Annotated in this window: 11 protein-coding genes; 3 read left to right on the top strand and 8 right to left on the bottom strand. The window is 59.7% G+C overall.

Features of this window, described 5'->3' with window-relative positions; genetic code table 11:
• Positions 1-248: 248 nt before the first annotated feature.
• From AOA62_RS13085 to AOA62_RS13075, 3 genes are read left to right on the top strand one after another with little or no spacing between them, the layout of a single operon-like run.
• Positions 249-2,174 carry an IucA/IucC family siderophore biosynthesis protein gene (locus tag AOA62_RS13085; RefSeq protein WP_099548856.1) on the top strand — a complete coding sequence of 642 codons (1,926 nt, stop codon included), beginning with the start codon at positions 249-251 and terminating at the stop codon, positions 2,172-2,174.
• The gene (locus AOA62_RS13080; RefSeq protein ID WP_099548855.1) at positions 2,164-3,390 is read left to right on the top strand and encodes an MFS transporter; all 1,227 of its coding nucleotides are present in this window, start codon (positions 2,164-2,166) and stop codon (positions 3,388-3,390) included. The genes AOA62_RS13085 and AOA62_RS13080 overlap by 11 nt, the downstream gene beginning before the upstream one ends.
• Positions 3,387-5,507: a TonB-dependent receptor gene (locus tag AOA62_RS13075; RefSeq protein ID WP_099548854.1), complete on the top strand. Its 2,121-nt coding sequence runs from the start codon at positions 3,387-3,389 to the stop codon at positions 5,505-5,507. Before AOA62_RS13080 ends, AOA62_RS13075 begins: the two co-directional genes overlap by 4 nt.
• Before the next feature lie 67 nt (positions 5,508-5,574).
• Here AOA62_RS13075 and AOA62_RS13070 read toward each other — a convergent pair whose 3' ends face one another.
• From AOA62_RS13070 to AOA62_RS13035, 8 genes are all read right to left on the bottom strand, one after another.
• Positions 5,575-6,120: a DUF2058 domain-containing protein gene (locus AOA62_RS13070; RefSeq protein WP_017134874.1), complete on the bottom strand. Its 546-nt coding sequence runs from the start codon at positions 6,118-6,120 to the stop codon at positions 5,575-5,577.
• A 25-nt stretch (positions 6,121-6,145) separates the two neighbouring features.
• Entirely contained in the window at positions 6,146-6,979 is an 834-nt protein-coding gene (gene mazG / locus AOA62_RS13065) for a nucleoside triphosphate pyrophosphohydrolase (protein ID WP_017134873.1), read from the bottom strand.
• Positions 6,980-7,140: 161 nt separating this feature from the next.
• Positions 7,141-9,384: a GTP diphosphokinase gene (relA, locus tag AOA62_RS13060; RefSeq protein ID WP_017134872.1), complete on the bottom strand. Its 2,244-nt coding sequence runs from the start codon at positions 9,382-9,384 to the stop codon at positions 7,141-7,143.
• 152 nt (positions 9,385-9,536) lie between these two features.
• Complete coding sequence (gene rlmD / locus AOA62_RS13055; protein WP_099548853.1) at positions 9,537-10,889, bottom strand: 23S rRNA (uracil(1939)-C(5))-methyltransferase RlmD; 1,353 nt, start codon at positions 10,887-10,889, stop codon at positions 9,537-9,539.
• Positions 10,889-11,791 carry a cysteine synthase CysM gene (cysM, locus tag AOA62_RS13050; RefSeq protein WP_017134870.1) on the bottom strand — a complete coding sequence of 301 codons (903 nt, stop codon included), beginning with the start codon at positions 11,789-11,791 and terminating at the stop codon, positions 10,889-10,891. The genes rlmD and cysM overlap by 1 nt, the downstream gene beginning before the upstream one ends.
• 105 nt (positions 11,792-11,896) lie before the next feature.
• On the bottom strand, positions 11,897-17,890 hold the full coding sequence (locus AOA62_RS13045) for an NEL-type E3 ubiquitin ligase domain-containing protein (protein ID WP_099548852.1): 5,994 nt from the start codon (positions 17,888-17,890) through the stop codon (positions 11,897-11,899).
• A 62-nt stretch (positions 17,891-17,952) separates the two neighbouring features.
• Positions 17,953-18,552 carry a tRNA-uridine aminocarboxypropyltransferase gene (locus AOA62_RS13040; RefSeq protein ID WP_017134868.1) on the bottom strand — a complete coding sequence of 200 codons (600 nt, stop codon included), beginning with the start codon at positions 18,550-18,552 and terminating at the stop codon, positions 17,953-17,955.
• Between the two features lie 6 nt (positions 18,553-18,558).
• Positions 18,559-19,452 carry a LysR family transcriptional regulator gene (locus AOA62_RS13035; RefSeq protein ID WP_017134867.1) on the bottom strand — a complete coding sequence of 298 codons (894 nt, stop codon included), beginning with the start codon at positions 19,450-19,452 and terminating at the stop codon, positions 18,559-18,561.
• Positions 19,453-19,553: the final 101 nt, after the last annotated feature.

Here is a 19,553-nt window from a genome sequence, read left to right as displayed (position 1 = left end):
GATACACCCTACAGAACCCCAGGCTTCGTACTACAAGTCACCTCAAAGACACTGAACCAGCCTGACTTAGCCCCTTCAACCCTGATTCCAGACCTGCATGGTCGCTCTCTCCGGCTTCGAACCGCCCTCCTTTCGCCCCTGAATAATCGTTTCCGCAAAAAGCGTAACAACAAATAGACATTTGGTAATGATTCTCGATAGTATCCGTTCGCTTTTCACTCAGCCCTACGGATAAGGAGTTCGATTTGATGCACGGACAGGTCGCCACACCGGAAAAACTACTGCTGGAACGCTGGGGTGAAGCACTCTCCACTCGCCAATTCCTGGCTAAGCACGTCACGCTTGATGCCCTGATCGATACCCTCGCACCTGCCGCCGAACGCAGCTTCCAGCGCCTGATCCAAGCCCTGTTCCGTGAAGGCCTGCTCAACCCCACCACACGCACTTATGACGAACACAATCGCTGCTGGCTGGAGCTACCCGACCACACCCGCCTATGTTTTGATCACCTGCGCCCAGGCCGCATGGCCAGCTGGGATTTGCGCGGCACGGTGAGTGTCCTGCGCGCTGGCCAGCCCGAACAGAAAATCCGATTCCCCTCGCAGTTGCTGACATTACTCAACAGCAGCCTCGAATCATCTGCCGCCCCAGACGTCTTGAGCCGCCTCAACCGGGAGATAGACGACAGCTTTATCAACGATACGCTGTGCCTCGCCTTCCACGAGCAGTGGACCCTCGAGCTGCACGCCGCAATGGCCCCCGCGCATCAAAACAATTTGCTCAGCTACCTCAAGAACAACCCAAGCGTTTCCAACCCGACATCAGTACTCGAGCAGTGGGGCACCTTGGGCCATCCATGGCACCCCAACTACAAGACGAAGTTGGGCTTGGGTACAGAGCAGGTGATTGAATTCTCGCCGGAGTTCGAGGCGCGCTTTCCGGTATTACTCTGCGCGCTGCACCGCCAGTTCGCCCATGTCGAAAGCCTGGCCGGTACTGCAGATTACTGGCAGTGGTGGCAAAACCACTTCCCGCAGGCCGCCCGCCAACTGACAGCGCACTTAAGCGCTCAAGGCCTTGAGGCTGGCGACTACCTGCCGATGCCCGCTCACCCTTGGCAAGCTCGCCAAGAGCTGCCGCAACTGTTCGCCAATGAAATCGGTGACAGGCTGCTGGTGCTGACCGACATCGTCGCGTTCACCGCCCACCCCACCATGTCATTCAGGACCGTGTTGCCTGAAGGCCGGTACGACGCGCCAATGGTTAAACTTCCCGTGTCGCTGCGCTTGACCAGTGTGCAGCGCACCGTGTCGCCACGCTCCGCGCGCATGGGGCCACGGATCAGCCATTTACTGCAAACCATCCTGGCACGCGAACCGCAGATTCAACCTATTCTCAGCATCGTGCCCGAACGACTCGGCGTGCATTTCCAACCACAACCTGCCAATGACGAGCACTCCCGGCACCTGGCCGTCCTGTACCGTGACAACCCGCAGAGCCTGCTCGAACCGGGCGAAATGGCCATTCCGGTAGGCAGCCTGTTTGCCATTGATCAGCATGGGCAACCCTTGCTCAAGCAGTGGGTACGCCTGAGCAAAGGCGCTGATGACGCGCAGGCCATGCAGGCGTTTTTTAAAGACTATGCATCGATTGCAGTGCCGGCACTGCTGGGCATGTACTTGCGTTATGGCGTGGCCTTCGAGGCCCATCAGCAGAACTCCTTTATGGTCATGGGCACAAACGGGCAAGCAAACCGCCTGTTGCTGCGTGATTTCGGTGATATCCGCATCGACCGCAAGACCTTGCATGCCCATGGTCTGGACATCGAACTGCACGACCCGAAGATGACCTTGTACGACGATGCCGGCTTCGTGCGCGACAAGTTGCTGCACACCGTGTTCATGTGTCACTTGGGCGAACTAGTATTGCTCAGTGCGCGCCATTTCGATATTCCGGAGGGGCTGCTGTGGGACGAGCTGTCAGCCCAGGTCCGCGAGTGTTTCGATAATTTGCGCAGCCAGGTCGAACCCCAACGTTGGCAGACCGAACGTGCCGCGCTGCTGGAGCAGGACTGGCCAGCCAAGTCGTTTATGCGCATGCGCCTGATGGAAAGCCACGCCGATATCGTCGGACGCCTGCCGAACCCGCTGAGCACTGCCGCCAATGTCGGCTAACAACACTGCATTGCGCCTGTTGGTGGTGATTCAGTTGGTGTCGATGGGCGCCATGGAGATGAGCGGCCCCTTCTGGCCGTTGCAGATCCAGAAACTGCTGGGCGTTGCCAACGCCCAGTACACCGGCCTGCTGTCATCGCTGGTGTATGCCGGGCCGATGATGGCGGCGATGATCCTCACGCCAATGTGGGGGCGCCTGGGTGATCGTACCGGCCACAAGCCGATGATCATTCGCGCGCTGCTGGCCCTGGCGGTATGCCAGGCGCTGGCCGCTGTCACCACCGACCCGTGGCTGCTGGTGGTCATCCGCGTGGCGCAAGGCGCGCTGGCAGGTTTTATTGCAGCGGCCCAAGCCTATGCGCTGGCGTACTGCGCCGAAGGTGGGCGCGGGCACATTCTGGCGCGGCTGCAATCGGCCACCGCCGTGGGCTCGCTGGCCGGGCCGGTGCTGGGTGGCTGGCTGATGGATATTTCCGGTTTCGCGTTGCTGTGCTACAGCGCCACGGCGGTCTGCCTGCTGTGCGCGCTGATCAGCCTGTTTCTACCCAGCGATGCGCCGCGCTCAAGACCGGTACGCGCCTCAACGCCTACGGCACTGCCCAAAGGCTGGCTCGGCGCAATGCTCGCCATCATCGTGCTGATCCAGGCCGCCAAGATGATGCCCCAACCGTTTTATGCCCTGTACGTCGCCGATGTTCTGCACGCCCCTGCCTGGCTGATCGGCGCCAGCTACGCCGCCAGCGCACTGACGCTCGCGCTGTCCGCGCCGCTGTGGGGCCGCCTGTTTGACCGACACCCCGCGGCGCAAACATTACGCATCATCGAATGGGTCACGTGGTTTTGCGCCTTGACGCTGGCCTTCACGGCGATGGCCGGTGAATGGCTGGGGTTCCTCGCCAGCCGGCTTCTGTGGGGCGTGTGGCAAGGCGCGCTGCTGCCGGTCGCCTACACGTTGATCGCCAACACCGTTGCACCCAGCCAGCAGGGGTTTGCCTTGGGCCTGGGCAATAGCGCCGCAAAAGGTGGCGCGTTGTGCGGTGCGCTGTTGGGAGGCGTCGGCATGGCAATGGTGGGCTTGGCGCACAGCTTTTGGCTGGTGGCACTGACCTATGCCTTGGCGGCCCTGGGTATCCGCGCCATCCGTTCGTTCACCCGAACACCTGAGACTACCGATTTTTCTGTCAATACTTCTAATAACTCAAAGGCAAGATCATGAACAAATCACAATGGGCCGTCCTGCTGCCCCTGCTCGGTTCGATAAGCGCGCCTGTCTGGGCCGATCAACCTGAAGACGCGCCAGCGGCGGCTACCAACCTGCAATTGCAGGCGACGGTCGTTTCGGCCACTCGCAGTGAAACCAGCATTGCCGCGATCCCAGGCTCGGTGCAGGTCATCGACGAAGCACAGATCCGCCAGCAGACAGCAGCAGGACGCCGGGTTGCCGATATCCTCGGGCAACTGGTCCCGGGCATAGCACCCTCCAGCGGTGGCATGAGCAACTTCGGCCAAACGCTGCGCGGGCGCAACACGCTGATTCTGATTGATGGCGTGTCCCAGAACGCCACGCGTGACAACTTCCGCCAGCTCAACAGCGTGGCACCGGAAAGCATCGAGCGCATCGAAGTGATATCCGGCGCCAGCAGCGTCTACGGCGCCGGCGCCTCAGGCGGCATCATCAACATCATTACCAAGCGCAACAAAGGCGAAGACCTGGCCTTCAGCAGCAAGATCGGCATGACCGCCGGTAACAATTTCAGCCATAAAGGGTTTTCCTACGAAGCCTTCCAAAGTGCCACCGGCCGCAAGGGCCCGGTGGACTGGTACGTGTCGGGCAATACGGTGCAACGCAACGACCAGTTCGACGGTAACGGCAAACGCATTCCCCAGGACACGTCCCAGGGCAGCAACATGGACACCGACACCTACGACCTGCAAGGTCGCTTCGGCTACGAGCTGGATGACGACAAGAAGATCAGCCTGTCGCTGCAAGACTATAAAGATGAACAGGACACCCGCTACACCAAGAACCCACGCATCACCAGCACTGCCGTCGCGGTAAAAGGCCTGGACCTGGATGACCAACCCTTCACCCACAACCAGGCGGTCAACCTCAATTACGCCGACAAGGACTTCTACGGCCAGGGCTTGCAGGTCGAAAGTTACTGGCGGCGTGCCGATGCACTGTTCTTCCCGGACCTGTCTCGCGGTCGTGCCGGGGTGTCCGACAACAACAGTGTGCAAGACGTCTATGGTGTGCGGGCAGCGATTGATACACAAATGCCGGACATCGGCTCGGCGACCGGTAATCTGGTCTGGGGCGCCGACTATGACCATGAAACCTCGCGCCAACGCGGTGACCAATACCGGGTCAACGGCCTGAGCTATACCAAGACCGGCACCACCTTTGAGATGGGCCCGGACATCGCAACCAGCACCAAAGCCATTTTTGGTCAGCTGTCCTACGATATCGATGACTGGACCTTACGTGGCGGCATCCGTCGTGAGTGGATCGAAAGCGAAGTGTCCGACAGCATTGCCTACGGCGAGATCGTGCAGACCGGCAACCGCGCCACACTGCCGGGCGGCACCCTCAAATACGATGACACGCTCTACAACCTGGGTGCGGTGTACCACCTGAATGAAAACCAGGATGTGTTCGTCAATTTCAGCCAGGGGTTTTCCCTGCCGGATATCCAGCGCTTCCTGCGTGACGTCAACAGCAAGTACGACATCCAGGACCTGAACGCCCAAGCCCTCAAGGTCGACAGTTACGAGCTGGGCTGGCGTGGCAACTGGGACAAGTGGCTGGCCAACGTCACCGCGTATGAGAACACTTCGGACGTCACCCAGTTCTATGATGCCAATGACCGTGTGTTGCGCCTGATCAACCAGAAAGAGCGCGTGCGCGGCATCGAAACCAGCCTGACCTACAACGTCACCGATCAATGGTCGGTAGGCGGCACGTACGCCTACGCCAAAGGCGAGACCCAGCAAAACGGCAAATGGATCGACCTGCCCGCCACGCGTATCTCGCCTGCCAAGACCACCGCCTTTGTCGGTTATGACCGTGGCGACTACAGCCTGCGCCTGCAAGGCATGCAACTGGCCGACTATGACGCCGCGGCCAAAGACAACAACGGCCGCGATATCAAAGGTTATACGCTGGTCGATCTGCTCGGTTCGGTCAGGTTGCCGGTCGGTCGCCTGGAAGGCGCGATCTACAACCTCAGTAATCGCAATTACCAGAACATGTTTGCCCAGGCCAACGCCCGTGCGCCGTACCCGAACGCTGAAGGGCGTACCTTCAGCGTGAGTTATGCAGTGGATTGGTGATCGGCTGAAGCTGCAGGTTAAAAACACAAACCCCGCCTTTTGAGCGGGGTTTGTTGTTTTTAACGCCTTACCACATCAGATCATCCGGGATCTGGTAGGCCGCGTATGGATCGTCCTCATCCGGCACCTGGCTTTCGGTGAGGATATTGAGCTGCACGATACGCTCTGGTGCGCGCTCCTGGATCTTCAGCGCCGCTTCACGCGGGATCACCTCGTAGCCGCCACCGTGGTGCACGATCGCCAGGGAGCCGTTGCTCAGTTTGTTGCGCATCAACGTGTTGACCGACAGGCGCTTGACCTTCTTGTCATCCACGAAGTTGTAGTAGTCCTCGGTAGTCAGCTTGGGCAGGCGCGAGGTTTCGATCAGTTGTTTAACCTGAGCCGTGCGGGCCTTGGCCTCGGCTTTTTCCTGCTGCTGGCGGTTCAGTTCCTGGTCGCGCTTGACCTTTTCGGCATGCGCTTCGGCGGCCAGGCGCGCCTGGGTGTCATCAGCCTCGATCTGGCCTTTGTGGACCAGGCGCTGCTGCTTCTGTTTGTCTTTGCCGACCTGCTTGGCCTGCTTTTGGTTGACCAGACCTGCTTTGAGCAACTGGTCGCGAAGGGAAAGGCTCATGGTGCTTACTCACTTAGGCAACTGCTCAACCGCAGCTGGACACATTCTTTTCCTGGCGTTTGGCTTCGCCCCACAGGGCGTCCAACTCTTCGAGGGTGCAATCTTCTATGGGTTTGTGCGTATCGCGCAATGCCTGTTCGATAAATCGGAAACGTCGTTCGAACTTGGCGTTGGCGCCACGCAGCGCGGTTTCCGGGTCGACCTTGAGGTGACGGGCCAAGTTGACCGCCGCAAACAACAGGTCACCGACCTCATCGGCGATCGCCACCGAATCGTTATCAGCCATGGCTTCGAGCACTTCATCCAGCTCTTCACGCACGTTGTCGACCACCGGCAAGGCAGCCGGCCAGTCGAAACCGACCTGGCTGGCGCGCTTTTGCAATTTGGCGGCGCGGGATAACGCGGGCAAGGCCGCAGGTACGTCATCGAGCAGGGACAATTGCTCGGGTGCGTCGGATTTTTCTGCGCGCTCCTCAGCCTTGATCTGCTCCCAGCGTTCTTTAACCTGTTCTTCGCTTAACTGGGGAATATCCAGCGGCGCGTACAAATCACCCGTCGGGAATACGTGCGGATGGCGACGAACCAGCTTGCGCGTAATGCTGTCGATTACCCCGGCAAACTCAAAGCGCCCTTCTTCCCGCGCCAGCTGGCTGTAATACACCACCTGGAACAACAGGTCGCCCAACTCGCCTTGCAGATGATCAAAGTCGCCGCGCTCGATGGCATCGGCAACCTCGTAGGCTTCTTCAAGGGTGTGCGGCACGATGGTCGCGTAGGTTTGCTTGATGTCCCACGGGCACCCGTATTGCGGGTCGCGCAGGCGATTCATCAGGTGCAGCAGGTCTTCAAGTGAATACATCGGTCAATCTCTGCCCATTGTCTGGAACCGCTGAAGATCTAATGTGGGAGCTGGCTTGCCTGCGATAGCCTCGACTCGGTCTATCAGACAGACCGAGTCGCCTGCATCGCGGGCAAGCCCGGCTCCCACAGAAAGCAGCCCACAGATACTTTCAGACCGCATCAAGGTGTGCGATTACGCCGCGTCTCGATGATGTTCGGCAACTGGGAAATCCGCCCCAGCAACCGCCCCAACGCGTCCAGCCCCGGGATCTCGATGGTCAGGGACATCAACGCAGTGTTGTCCTCTTTGTTCGAGCGGGTGTTGACCGCCAGCACGTTGATGCGCTCGTTGAGCAGCACTTGCGACACGTCACGCAGCAAACCGGAACGGTCGTAGGCACGGATGATGATGTCCACCGGGTAGGTGAGCACCGGCACCGGGCCCCAACTGACCTGGATGATGCGCTCGGGCTCGCGCCCGCCCAGTTGCAGCACCGAGGCGCAATCCTGGCGGTGAATGCTCACGCCACGCCCCTGGGTGATGTAGCCGACGATGGCATCGCCCGGCAATGGCTGGCAGCAGCCGGCCATTTGCGTCATCAGGTTGCCCACGCCCTGGATCTGGATATCACCGCGCTTGCCAGGCTTGTAGCCGGTGGCTTTGCGCGGAATCAGTTCCAACTGCTCGCTGCCGCGCTCCGGCTCGACCAGTTGCTGGGCCAGATTGACCAATTGCGCCAGGCGCAAGTCGCCAGCACCGAGGGCGGCGAACATGTCTTCGGCGATCTTCATGTTGGCTTTTTCGGCCAATTTGTCGAAGTCCACCTGTGGCAGGCCCAGGCGCGCCAATTCGCGTTCAAGCAAGGTCTTGCCGGCCGCGACGTTCTGGTCGCGTGCCTGCAACTTGAACCAGTGAACGATCTTCGCCCGCGCCCGCGACGTGGTGATGTAGCCCAGGTTCGGGTTCAGCCAGTCGCGGCTCGGTGTGCCGTGCTTGCTGGTGATGATCTCGACCTGTTCACCGGTTTGCAGGCTGTAGTTGAGCGGCACGATGCGCCCGTTGATCTTGGCGCCCCGGCAGTTGTGGCCGATTTCGGTGTGTACGCGGTAGGCGAAGTCCAGCGGCGTGGCGCCCTTGGGCAGGTCGATGGCGTGGCCGTCGGGGGTGAAGATATAGACCCGGTCGGGCTCGATATCCACCCGCAGTTGCTCGGCCAGGCCGCCGATATCGCCCAGTTCTTCGTGCCATTCCAGCACTTGGCGCAGCCAGGAGATCTTCTCTTCGTACTGGTTGGACCCGGCCTTGACGTCGGTGCCCTTGTAGCGCCAGTGCGCACAAACTCCAAGCTCGGCCTCTTCGTGCATGGCGTGGGTGCGGATCTGCACTTCCAGCACCTTGCCCTCGGGACCGATCACGGCGGTGTGCAGCGAGCGATAGCCGTTTTCCTTGGGGTTGGCGATGTAGTCGTCGAATTCCTTGGGGATGTGCCGCCACAACGTGTGCACGATGCCCAGCGCGGTGTAGCAGTCGCGCATTTCCGGCACCAGTACGCGCACGGCGCGCACGTCGTAGATCTGGCTGAAGGCCAGGCCCTTGCGCTGCATTTTGCGCCAAATGGAATAGATGTGCTTGGCGCGGCCGCTGATGTCGGCGTCGACGCCGGTGGCTTGCAACTCGGAACGCAGCTGGCCCATCACGTCGGTGATAAAGCGCTCACGGTCGAGCCGCCGCTCGTGCAACAGCGTGGCAATTTGTTTGTATTGGTCGGGTTCGAGGTAGCGGAAGGACAAATCCTCCAGCTCCCACTTGATATGGCCGATGCCCAAGCGGTGCGCCAGCGGCGCGTAGATGTCGAACACCTCGCGGGCCACGCGGTTGCGCTTTTCGTCGTCGGCGGTCTTCACCGCACGGATCGCGCAGGTACGTTCGGCCAGCTTGATCAGCGCGACGCGCACGTCGTCGACCATGGCCACCAGCATTTTGCGCAGGTTTTCGACCTGGCCCTGGGTGCCCAGCACCATGGACTGACGCGGGCTGAGGCTGGCGCTGATGGCGGCCATGCGCAGCACGCCGTCGATCAGCTTGGCCACCACCGCGCCGAAACGCTGGCTGACCGTCGGCAACGGGATATGCCCTTCACGCACGCCACGATAAAGCACGGCGGCGATCAGCGAATCCTGGTCCAGCTTGAGATCGGCGAGGATCTCGGCGATTTCCAACCCGGTGCGAAAGCTTGAAGTGCCTTCGGCCCACAGGTTCTTGGCCGCATTGTCTTGCTGTTCAGACTCACGAGCGAACTCGCAGGCTGCTTTCAAGGCTTCACGGTCCAGTGCCGGGTCGACACTGACGGCATGATCCAGCCATGCCTCGAGATTGATACTGCCGTCGGTGTTGATCGGCTGGTGTGCTCTCACCTGTACCATCTTGCTTACCTTCCCTACGACGCACCTTGGATGCGCCAAAAATCATCGCTGACCTGCTGCGTAACCCTAGCGGTGCAACCATTAGGCTAGGTACCACTCCCTGACAGGTCACGGCCCAGGAGACGACAGGCCAGTCGGATTAAACGGGCATCCTAGCCCGCTTCAAATAACGCCATGGCCTCGACATGCGCTGTTTGCGGAAACATGTCGAGGATCCCGGCACGTTTTAGCCGGTAGCCTTGCTTGACCAACTCAACCGTGTCCCGCGCCAGCGTGGCCGGGTTGCAGGACACATACACCAAGCGCTTGGCCCCCAGGGTGGCGAGCTTGCGCACAACCTCCAGGGCACCGTCACGGGGTGGGTCCAAGAGTACCGCAGAAAAGCCCTGTTTGGCCCACTCCGCGTCGGTCAAAGGCTGGGACAGATCGGCCTGAAAAAACTGCACATTATGCAAATTGTTGCTGACGGCGTTCTGCGCCGCCCGCTCGACCATGGCTTGCACGCCCTCTACCGCCACCACTTCGCGCACCTGTTTGGCCAGTGGCAGGGCAAAGTTGCCCAGCCCGCAAAACAGGTCCAGCACCCGTTCTTCGGCCTTTGGCGCCAACCACTCCAGGGCCTGGGCGACCATCGCATCGTTGACTCCGGCGTTGACCTGGACAAAATCTCCCGGACGGTAAGCCAGTTCCAGATCCCACGCCGCCAGTCTAAAACCAAGCGCCTGACCCGGCTCTACCGGCTCCGGCTGGCCCTCGCCATGCAGCCACAATTGGGCGTCATGGAAGGTGCAAAATTCTTTCAATACCTGCAGGTCCGCTTCGGACAGCGGCGCCATGTGCCGCAGCAACACGGCAATTGACGAACCACTGAACAACTCCACATGCCCCAACGCCTGTGGTTTGCTCAGGCGGCGCAGCATGTTCGGCAAACGCTGCATGATCGGTTGCAAGGCTTGTACCAGCACCGGGCAATCATCGATAGCGACGATATCCTGGCTGGCCACGGCGCGAAAACCCACCTCAAGCTGTTTGGCCTTGGCATCCCAGCGCACCGCCACACGGGCGCGGCGACGGTAGCCGAACTCCGGCCCGCTCAACGGTGCCGCCCACTCTTGCGGTTCGACACCGGCCACACGGGTCAGTTGCTCGGCGAGCATGCGCTGTTTCAGGGCAAGTTGTTCGTCATGGGGCAGGTGCTGCACGCTGCAACCGCCACAGCGGCCGAAGTGCGCGCACGGTGCCGGGCGACGCAGTTCGCTGGCCTTGAACACACGCTCGGTACGCGCCTCGACGATTTTGCCGTGGGCGCCCAACACCCGCGCTTCGACTTCTTCGCCGGCCAGCGCGCCATTGACGAACCAGGTGCGACCTTCAAAGAACACAATGCCGCGGCCATCGTTAGCCAGGCGCTCGATGGTCAGGCGTTGCTTCTTGCCCACCGGAATCTGCGGGGCGCGGCTGCCGCCCGTCGGCTGAAAGCGCAGGCCTCTCTCGTGCTTGGCCATCAGTTGGGTTCGTCGAAGATGCCGGTCGACAGGTAGCGGTCGCCTCGGTCACAGATGATCGCGACGATCACCGCGTTTTCAACTTCTTTGGACAGACGCAACATACCGGCCACAGCGCCACCGGAGGACACGCCACAGAAGATGCCTTCTTCACGCGCCAGACGGCGGGTGGTGTCTTCGGCTTCACGTTGGGCCATGTCGATGATGCGGTCCACGCGCGTCGCGTTGTAGATCTTGGGCAGGTACTCTTCAGGCCAACGACGGATACCGGGAATGGCCGCGCCTTCCATCGGTTGCAGGCCGACGATCTGGATCGCCGGGTTCTGCTCCTTGAGGTAGCGCGAGTTACCCATGATGGTGCCGGTGGTGCCCATGGAACTGACGAAATGGGTGATGCTGCCTTGGGTCTGGCGCCAGATTTCCGGGCCGGTGCTGGTGTAGTGTGCCTCGGGGTTATCGCCGTTGGCGAACTGGTCGAGCACCACGCCACGGCCTTCGGCGGCCATGCGCTCAGCGAGGTCACGCGCGCCTTCCATGCCTTCTTCCTGGGTGACCAGGATGAGTTGGGCGCCATAGGCGGTCATCGCCGCCTTGCGCTCGGCACTGCCGTTGTCGGGCATGATCAAGACCATCTTGTAACCCTTGATCGCCGCGGCCATGGCCAGGGCGATGCCGGTGTTACCCGAGGTGGCTTCGATCAGGGTGTCGCCCGGCTTGATCTGCCCACGCAGCTCGGCGCGGGTGATCATCGACAACGCCGGGCGGTCCTTGACGGAGCCGGCCGGGTTGTTGCCTTCGAGCTTGAGCAGCAAGGTATTGCTGGTTTCACCCGCCATGCGTTGCAAGCGGACCAGGGGCGTGTTGCCGACGCAATCGGCGATTGTAGGGTACTGCAAGGTCATGGCGTATTCGCAATCCAGACTGCGGGGGCGAACATCATACCGGGAAAGGCCGGCGGGCCATATCACGCAAAGTGTGGTGCTTATTCAATACAGATATAAGCGCAGTCAGTCGCTGCCGACAAATGCCGCCCATTCCTGCGCCGTCAACTGCAGAACGAGGTCATTCTTGGCTGAGAGCATTGCCACAGCAATCTCGCCCCCCTTGATAAGGTAGGCATTTTCGCTCAAATCCCCGACTTGGACTTGCTCTAAAGCCTGCTGATACCGCTCATCGTACGGGCTTCGCGCCGCCTCAAACATTAAAGGGTATTTGAGCTCCAGAAACGTCACCCAATATTCTTTATCCTTGAGTAAATCCGGCCAATTGATTCGAGCCTCATCACGAATAATGGCCAGGCGATATTCATTCAACACCTGCGGATCAATTTCCACGACGGGTGTAGAAAAACGCATCGTGAGCGGCAGGGGTAGATTCAGATCCTGCGCCAGGGCGAGCCGACAACCCAGCAAGAACATACTGTGTTCAACGCCTGAATGGGCTGGATAGTCTAAAGTGGCTCGCTGCTTGATGGACGCGATCCGATTAGATCCTCGGTAATAATTCAAAAAGTCTGCTGCCACGGCTTGACTGCCTGGTGCCAGCATCTGCAACGGCAACACTGCAAGCTCCAGATCATTCAGGCACAGCAGCCAGCCATCAGCCTGGGCCCGGATGTACTCCAAGGGCTGCTCAAACAAAACCCGTTCAATGTGTGTGTCATGGGTGGCGCAGTCAATCAATTGCCAGACTCTGCGGCTGATGTCCTCGCGCAATGCTCGATACTTGGCAGCTAAAAATGGCGGATAGGCGGCAAAAACCCCTAGCAGCACGCGAAAGTTCTGGGAATTACGATTCGCATCGATCAAAGACCAAAGCGCTCGACGTTGCGCTGTCTCGCCGGCGGGAATCGATATCAACCAGGGGTCAACGGAAGACAACACCGTGAGTGAAGCGTCCGACACGCCGAAATGAACATTCTGGTAACCCGGTCTTTGTTGGTATTGGCGGATTACCTCCAATGTGCTCGCAGCCAACTCGTTGCCCTGCAAATCCATTGCACGATGGACATTGAGGTTCAGGCCCAGATCCATTTCGGTCAGTACATGAAGCTGATTGTCGCGCAGATCGAAGCTACTCAGACGTCGCAGAGTCACCGCGCCCCGGGGCAACTGATGGATGTGTGTATTCTTGAGGTTGAGGACTTCCAACGCCTTCAGACGATACAGGTTCAGCCGGCTGCCTTGCCCCAGAGGGTTATAGGACAGGTCCAGCCAGGTCAGGCGTGTCAACTCTTTCAGACCCAGAACATCCTGCAAATTGGGCCGAATACGATTGTTCGACAAATTCAGTTGCTGCAAATACCGCAGCTCTGACAACCCTTGAGGCACATGATCCAACAGGTTGCCATCAACAGAGAGACTGCGCAGAAACCCAAAGCACCGGAGGAACTCTGTCGGCAGTGTTTGCAACTGATTGTTCCTCAAGCTCAGCAGATCGACGTGGGAAAAGCTCGCAGTCGTCTCAGGCAGGTCATTCAGGGCAAGGTCGTCGAGGTAAAGCTCATAGGGCATACCACGTACGGACTCCTGTCGGCTCCAGCAACGTCGAATACGTTCAGAGGCTTGAAGGTGTGCGCTCAAGTTCACACTATCGCCCAGCAAGCACCATCGCTCCAGGCTGGCATTCAAGGCCTCCTGTTCAGAAAAAAGTTGATTGATGGCGGACTGTCGCTCCGCGAAGGATTCCCCCAGGTTGAGGACTCTCTCACTCGCCTCTGCATCGGTCTTGGTCGGAAACAACTTGCGCCACTGCGCCACCTGCGCAGCCGCTACGCCACCTGAACCGCCATCGCCGCTCAGCGGATAACCAATACGCCCATCACTGAGCCGTTGCGGCGGGTTAAACCAGGGGCGTGGCTCCATACCGAGCAGCTTTTCAATATTAAACCGAGAGTCGCCGAGCGCTGGCTGGGTTTCCAGTCGCCGCGCAATTTCCTGTGTCAGTTCTTCAACACCCGTCACATGGGTGTAGCCCAAGGCCTGGCGCTCCGCCGTCGGCAGTGCATTTAACAAAACCACCAGAAACTCACCGTAGCCGCCTATCGGTTGGCGCCCGCCGTTGATTTGCACCGTGTACGCCTGGTACTGACCGTCCTGCACCTCCAGCACACGCTTATGCGGCGAGTCAGTGGCGCCGATGCTGTCAATCAGACGCCCTCTTTCCCACACCTCGACCCGCAGGTTCTTTGGCCATCCATTGATGTCCGACAGTGTCCGCAGGATTAATTTCGCGCTGTCTTCATCACCGGTGATAGGCATATGTACCCCCTCCAAGGCGCGCGCCTTGCGCAGAGAATGCAACCACCAACGCACGAGTGGCGTAAGCGTCAACGGCACGCGACCGGCCTCCAGACTACTTCGCTCAGCAGGCGTGGACTGACTCACCAAGTCTTGGGCAATGACCGCAGTCAAACCGGGAAAATCGCGCTGCAGCACTTGCGCCAGAGGGTCGGACGACTGCGCGCTTTTATGACACAACGCCTTGAAAAAAAGCCGCTCCATCCTGGGTTTATTGGTCATAACCTTGGCCTCCAGCACGGACACCTGGTCCGCCCTGCTGACTCCGGCGCGCCCGACCAGTGCATCGGCATTGGCCGGCCCAATCTCTCCCAGCAGCTCATCAAGGAAATCGCGCCCCAACGCGGTGCCCTCAAGCGTCTCCATACCTTCCAGATGCGTCTTGAGCCGCTGATGAATCGTGAAGCGCTCGACGGTCTCTCTCAAGATAGCGGGAGGCCGTTCATTACGTGCGTGCATCCGGCGCAGGATGTCCGGCGTCACTCCACTTATCTGCTGGATCTGCACAATGGCATCCGGCGTCAACGCACGAAACGATGGCCCCAGGCGATAAAACGGCTTCTGCCCGTCCCAGGTCAGCGGGTTCTCCCATTCGTGGCGCCAGGCGCCCGCGCCATTGTGGGTCAGCACGGGTGCATAGGCCTGCTCCAGCAATGGGTGTTGAATACGCCAGGGGACCAGCCCTTGCCCCTGGATGACTTTGAAATAATTTCCCTCGATAAACACGAAGCGATCGTTGCCCGGGCTGTAAAGGCCGAGCGCGTCAGGCTCGGGCACCATATTTGACGTCTCGACAACGCTGGCGTATTGCCCGATCTCACGGCGTGCCGGATAAAACCTGCCATCGGCCGTACGGTTATTGAGCAAGGCCTGGGCGACTGTGTGCCGGAACTGAGAGGCAGCGCCCTGCTCGTCCCACCCCAACCGTAACAGGTCGGTTTCAGAGATTTGGCTCACGACCGTTTGATATAAATCATCGGTTTCGGTCGACCTTGGTTTGGGGGATTGAATGTCAAACAACGAGAACTGTCCGCGCCCGTGATCGATCACGACGATGGTTTTGTCCAGCGGTCCCCGCGAAACATAAGGTATCGCTTGCGCTTCAGGGCTGATGACGAGTACCTGGCCGGTCAGGTCGCGCAGTGCGCGGACGGCAAACTCCGTAGCCCAGTTCTGAATTTTCTGACTGAAGCGCCGAGGATGGAGTACGCCGTCAACCATGGTTTCTGCGCGTGCCACCTGACGGGCAGAGCGCAGCGCGGTGTAAAGCGCTTCGGGTTGCAGTTGCGATTGCAGGAGTTGTGCCTGCTGATGTTCCGACAACGGATTTCGGCGCAGCACTTCCAGCAACCGTGCCCGGCTCAATCCGGGGTGCAAGGTATGTAACTGCTCAATCACGGGGTGCGGCGGGGTAGCGCTGGCAACGCTGTCAGGCAGTAATCGAAGCACTGATGCTGGTGCGCCCGTGGCCGCGGATCGACTGGTATCGGCATACACCGTGAGTGCCTCAAACAGATCAATGCGCAACGCGTCGGCTTTATCGGCAAGTTGCTCGACCAACGTCGACCTGCGCGATAAAAAAAAGTCGGGTAGCAAATCGACAATAGCCTGGGGCAAATGAGCGCTGATCCGGCGTGGCGTTGAATAAGCGAACAGTCCGCTTTCCAGCACGGTGACCATGACCACTGCCGTGGTCTTGTGATCCGCACGTTTGCTATAGCGCCGTACTTCCACGCCTTGCGGGTTTTGAATGCTCAAGGATGTGCTTTTCGGCCAATCCTTATGCTGGGTGAGTAGCGGAGCGAGAATCTCAACGGCACCGACCGCCTCGGGAAGGTTAGCGTCGGCCCCCTTGGCAGCCCAGTCGATCAGCTTGTCGACATTAAACCGATTCACCGCCTCAACCAGCGATGCCGAGGGCGGTGCTCCATCCCATACCTGGTCCAGGTCGGCTCGCGAGCTATTACTGAGGCTGACGATCCGCTCTAACGTTTGTGTGGGTACGTCGGTGGCGCCCATCATTTTTTCAACCAGTTGGCCGCCTGTCTGACTCTTGCGCTCAGTGGTCGTCATCAGTCTGCTTTGCTGGGCCAGCCGGCTATACAACGCTTGATGCCGGCGCCTGACCGTCGGGGCCAAACGTCGGTGCAAAAACCTGCTGCTGAGCAAGTCAGCGATATCTATCGCCAATTGCACCAAGTTTGCGCGGCTATCCTCTTGCAGCGCCTGGAAAAATGTCAGCCCTATTGAAGTGAACAGGGCGAACGCTCTCAACCGCCCAAGGCCTTTCAAAGGCCCTGGCACCGGGATCAACAGCAGGTTGATGATTTCACCGAACAGCGTCTGGGAAAACTCAAGCAAGGTGGCCATGGCGCCCGGCGTTTCATGCGCCAATACCTTGAGGTTGGCTCGGCAACGCTCGATGTAAAAACGATAGAGGCTGACTGTCGGCGCGTTGTAAACGCTATCGCGCTTGTAGCCGATGTGGTTGACCTGGGTAAGCCTGCTTGCACGCCCGCACAACCGGTATAAGAACTGCGCAAATGCATTGAGCTCCTCCGGCCTGCTTTCTTTCGCCGGCCTGGCGTTCAAGCGCGCGTAGTCGGACAGCGACATGGACTGATACAACCACCCCATTTCCTTTCGCGCATGAAACGCCTTGAAGCCGACATAAAATTCGTTGGCAGCCTCCGAAAACTTGTCGTAGTGCTTGAGGGCACCGCCAGGCCGGTCGGGGAAATAGCTGAACGCGCCTTTGCATCCTTTGACCGAGAAAATCACATAAGGAATACTCAGGTAGTCACCTCTTGGCAGGTCCGTGTATACGCCAAGCAGGCCATAGCGTTCGGTCCCATTGATATTGTTCGGGCCATAGGGAATGAACAGTTTCACTTCTTGAGTGACATCCCAAGGCGACTCGCCTGACAACGCACCCACCACAGCGTGGTATTTTTCCCGGTCAACCCGGCTTCGGTCGGTGGTCCTCAAGGCCTCTAGCAACGCGAATTCAAGTTCTGCAGTTGCCAGCGCCAACACCTGCGCCCCCAATAGCGTAGAGCTCTGCAGCGCGCTGTCCAGGCGGGTGCGCAATTGGGTGCCAAGATTGAGTTCGCGCACCAGCTCGATGAAATCCGCCGCGCTGATTCCGACATTCGAATCCAGATAGCTGGCCTCCTTCAGGCTGACATGCCCCGGAAAGCCCCACCCCGACAAACCGCTGTAGTTCATGCAGGCGGCCTCCCACAGGGTGACGCTGGACAGGCCCTCGCTGTCCACGCGGTCATCTATCGCGCGTGGAACTCGCAGGGTTGGGTTGTTTGGCGTCGATGTATCAGCCGGTTTCACATAGCGGGTATGGATACGCGCAACCTTGGGATCAACCTCTTTGCCGGCCAGTGCTTTCAGCCTTGCAGTCAGGCTCGCCAACAAGGTGGTTTCAAGGTCCGCGCCGAGTTGCTTGATAGCCGCTTCGAATGTGGTTTGTGCGCTGACGTAGGCCTTTTGCAAACGTATGTAGTCTTGCTGCTCTTGCTCATCAAGGCCGCCGAAAAAGCGCTCAAGTGTCTTGCGCAAAGGTAACAAGACGCGTGTTATGGACCACTCTGCGCCAGTCATCAACGGCCCTTGGGCTTGTTGTTCCTGGATATACGCAGACAACGTATCCATGGGTCGAAGTGGGAGTGTCTCTTCAGGCTCTGTCATTTTTCCCTCAAAGGGTGTGATAAATGACGAGCCTAATCAGCGGCGCTTACGCCAGGCGGTAGCTATGTAGCCTCTACGTGATTACGCTGGTAGACCGCCTCGCCCATGGCGGCAATCTGGCCTTCGATCAACGCATCGAAAGGCTTGAGCAACGCGTCAAATGAAGCCGGGGCTTCGAGTACCTGCAACGCTTGCACGATTGCTTCCACCGTCGACAAAGCGCCCGGGCCGGGTGCCTTGCGTAACCGATAACGCGACACGCGCTCGCCCGCCAGGGCCACGCGCGGCAAAGCCGCCAACAGCGGGTTGAGGTGCAGCAGCTTGCGCGCCTTGCGCCAAGTGCCATCGGGCACCACCAGCAACAGCGGTTGATCGCTCGGCGTATAGGTTTGCAACGGCTCAGCATCGTCCGCCGGGAACAGCAGGCGTGCCTGATAACCCGGCGGGCTCAACAGCATGGCCAGGTCATCAAACACCTCGCCCACCACCAACTGCGCATTGTTCAAGCCCAGTGCCGCCAAGCGCGCAGTATTGAGCGCGTGATTAACCTCACTCGGGTGCTGCAACAGCAAGATGCGGGTGCGGCTGTCGAGGCTGGGGATCAGCGCGCACAGACAGTGGGTAACGGGCCTGAGGCAGCGAGGGCATTGGGGTCTGGACATGGTTTATCAGGCCTGGTTGAGCTGCGCTTTGAGCAGATCGCGGAAAGTCTGGATCAGCGGTTCGCGACTGCGGCCACGGCGCATGATCATGGAAAACGGCGCCTGGTAGCCGAAGGTTGCCGGCAACAAAACGCGCAAGTCACCCTTGTCGGCCCAGGCCTGGGCGTAGTGCTCGGGCAGGTAGCCGATATAGGCGCCGGACAGCACCAGGATCAACTGGGCTTCCATACTTTCCACGGTGGCCGCGCTGTGTTTGAAACCATGCCGCGCCAGTTCGGCCTGGCTCCAATAGCCACGGCCGACCATGCGTTGCTGGGTGATCACTTGTTCGGGGATACGCCGCTCGTTGAACAGCGGGTGGCGCGTGCTGCAATACAGCCAGTGCTGTTCGCGATACAGCGGCATGTAGATCAGCCCGCTCATGCGGTTGGAGAACGCGCCGATGGCCAGGTCCAGTCGATTGTCCTGCACGCCCAGTTGCAGCTCGTAAGGGCTCATCACCGACAGATGCAGATGCACGGCCGGGTGTTCGAGGCTGTAGGCGCCGATCACTTCGGCGAACGGCAAGGCCTTGTCGCTGACGGTGGAGTCCAGCACGCCCAGCTTGAGGGTGCCGCGCAGCTCGCCTTTGAGGGCGGCGGCGTATTGCTCGAAGCCTTCGAGTTCACCTAAGAGACGCAAGGTTTCCTGATGGAACAGCTCGCCTTTGCTGGTCAGGCTGAATCCGCCCCGGCCGCGATGGCACAGCACCAGGCCCAAGGCCGATTCGAGTTGGCTCATGTAGGTGCTGATGGCCGACGTCGACAGGTTGAGTTCGTGCTGGGCATTGGCAAAACCCTGGTGGCGCACGACGCTGACGAAGATGCGCAGGAGTTTCAGGTCGGGCAAGGCGTTGGCCATTTGTTCTCCGCGGAACACAAAAATCCTGTGGGGGCTGGCTTGCCTGCGATAGCAACAGTGAAATCAACGCCGCCATCGCAGGCAAGCCAGCGCCCACATTT

The sequence above is a fragment of the Pseudomonas sp. 2995-3 genome (genome assembly GCF_002742565.1).
Classification (GTDB): Bacteria; Pseudomonadota; Gammaproteobacteria; order Pseudomonadales; family Pseudomonadaceae; genus Aquipseudomonas; species Aquipseudomonas edaphica.
Note: the sequence above shows the minus strand (reverse complement) of the source record. Positions and strands in the feature narration are given on the sequence as shown.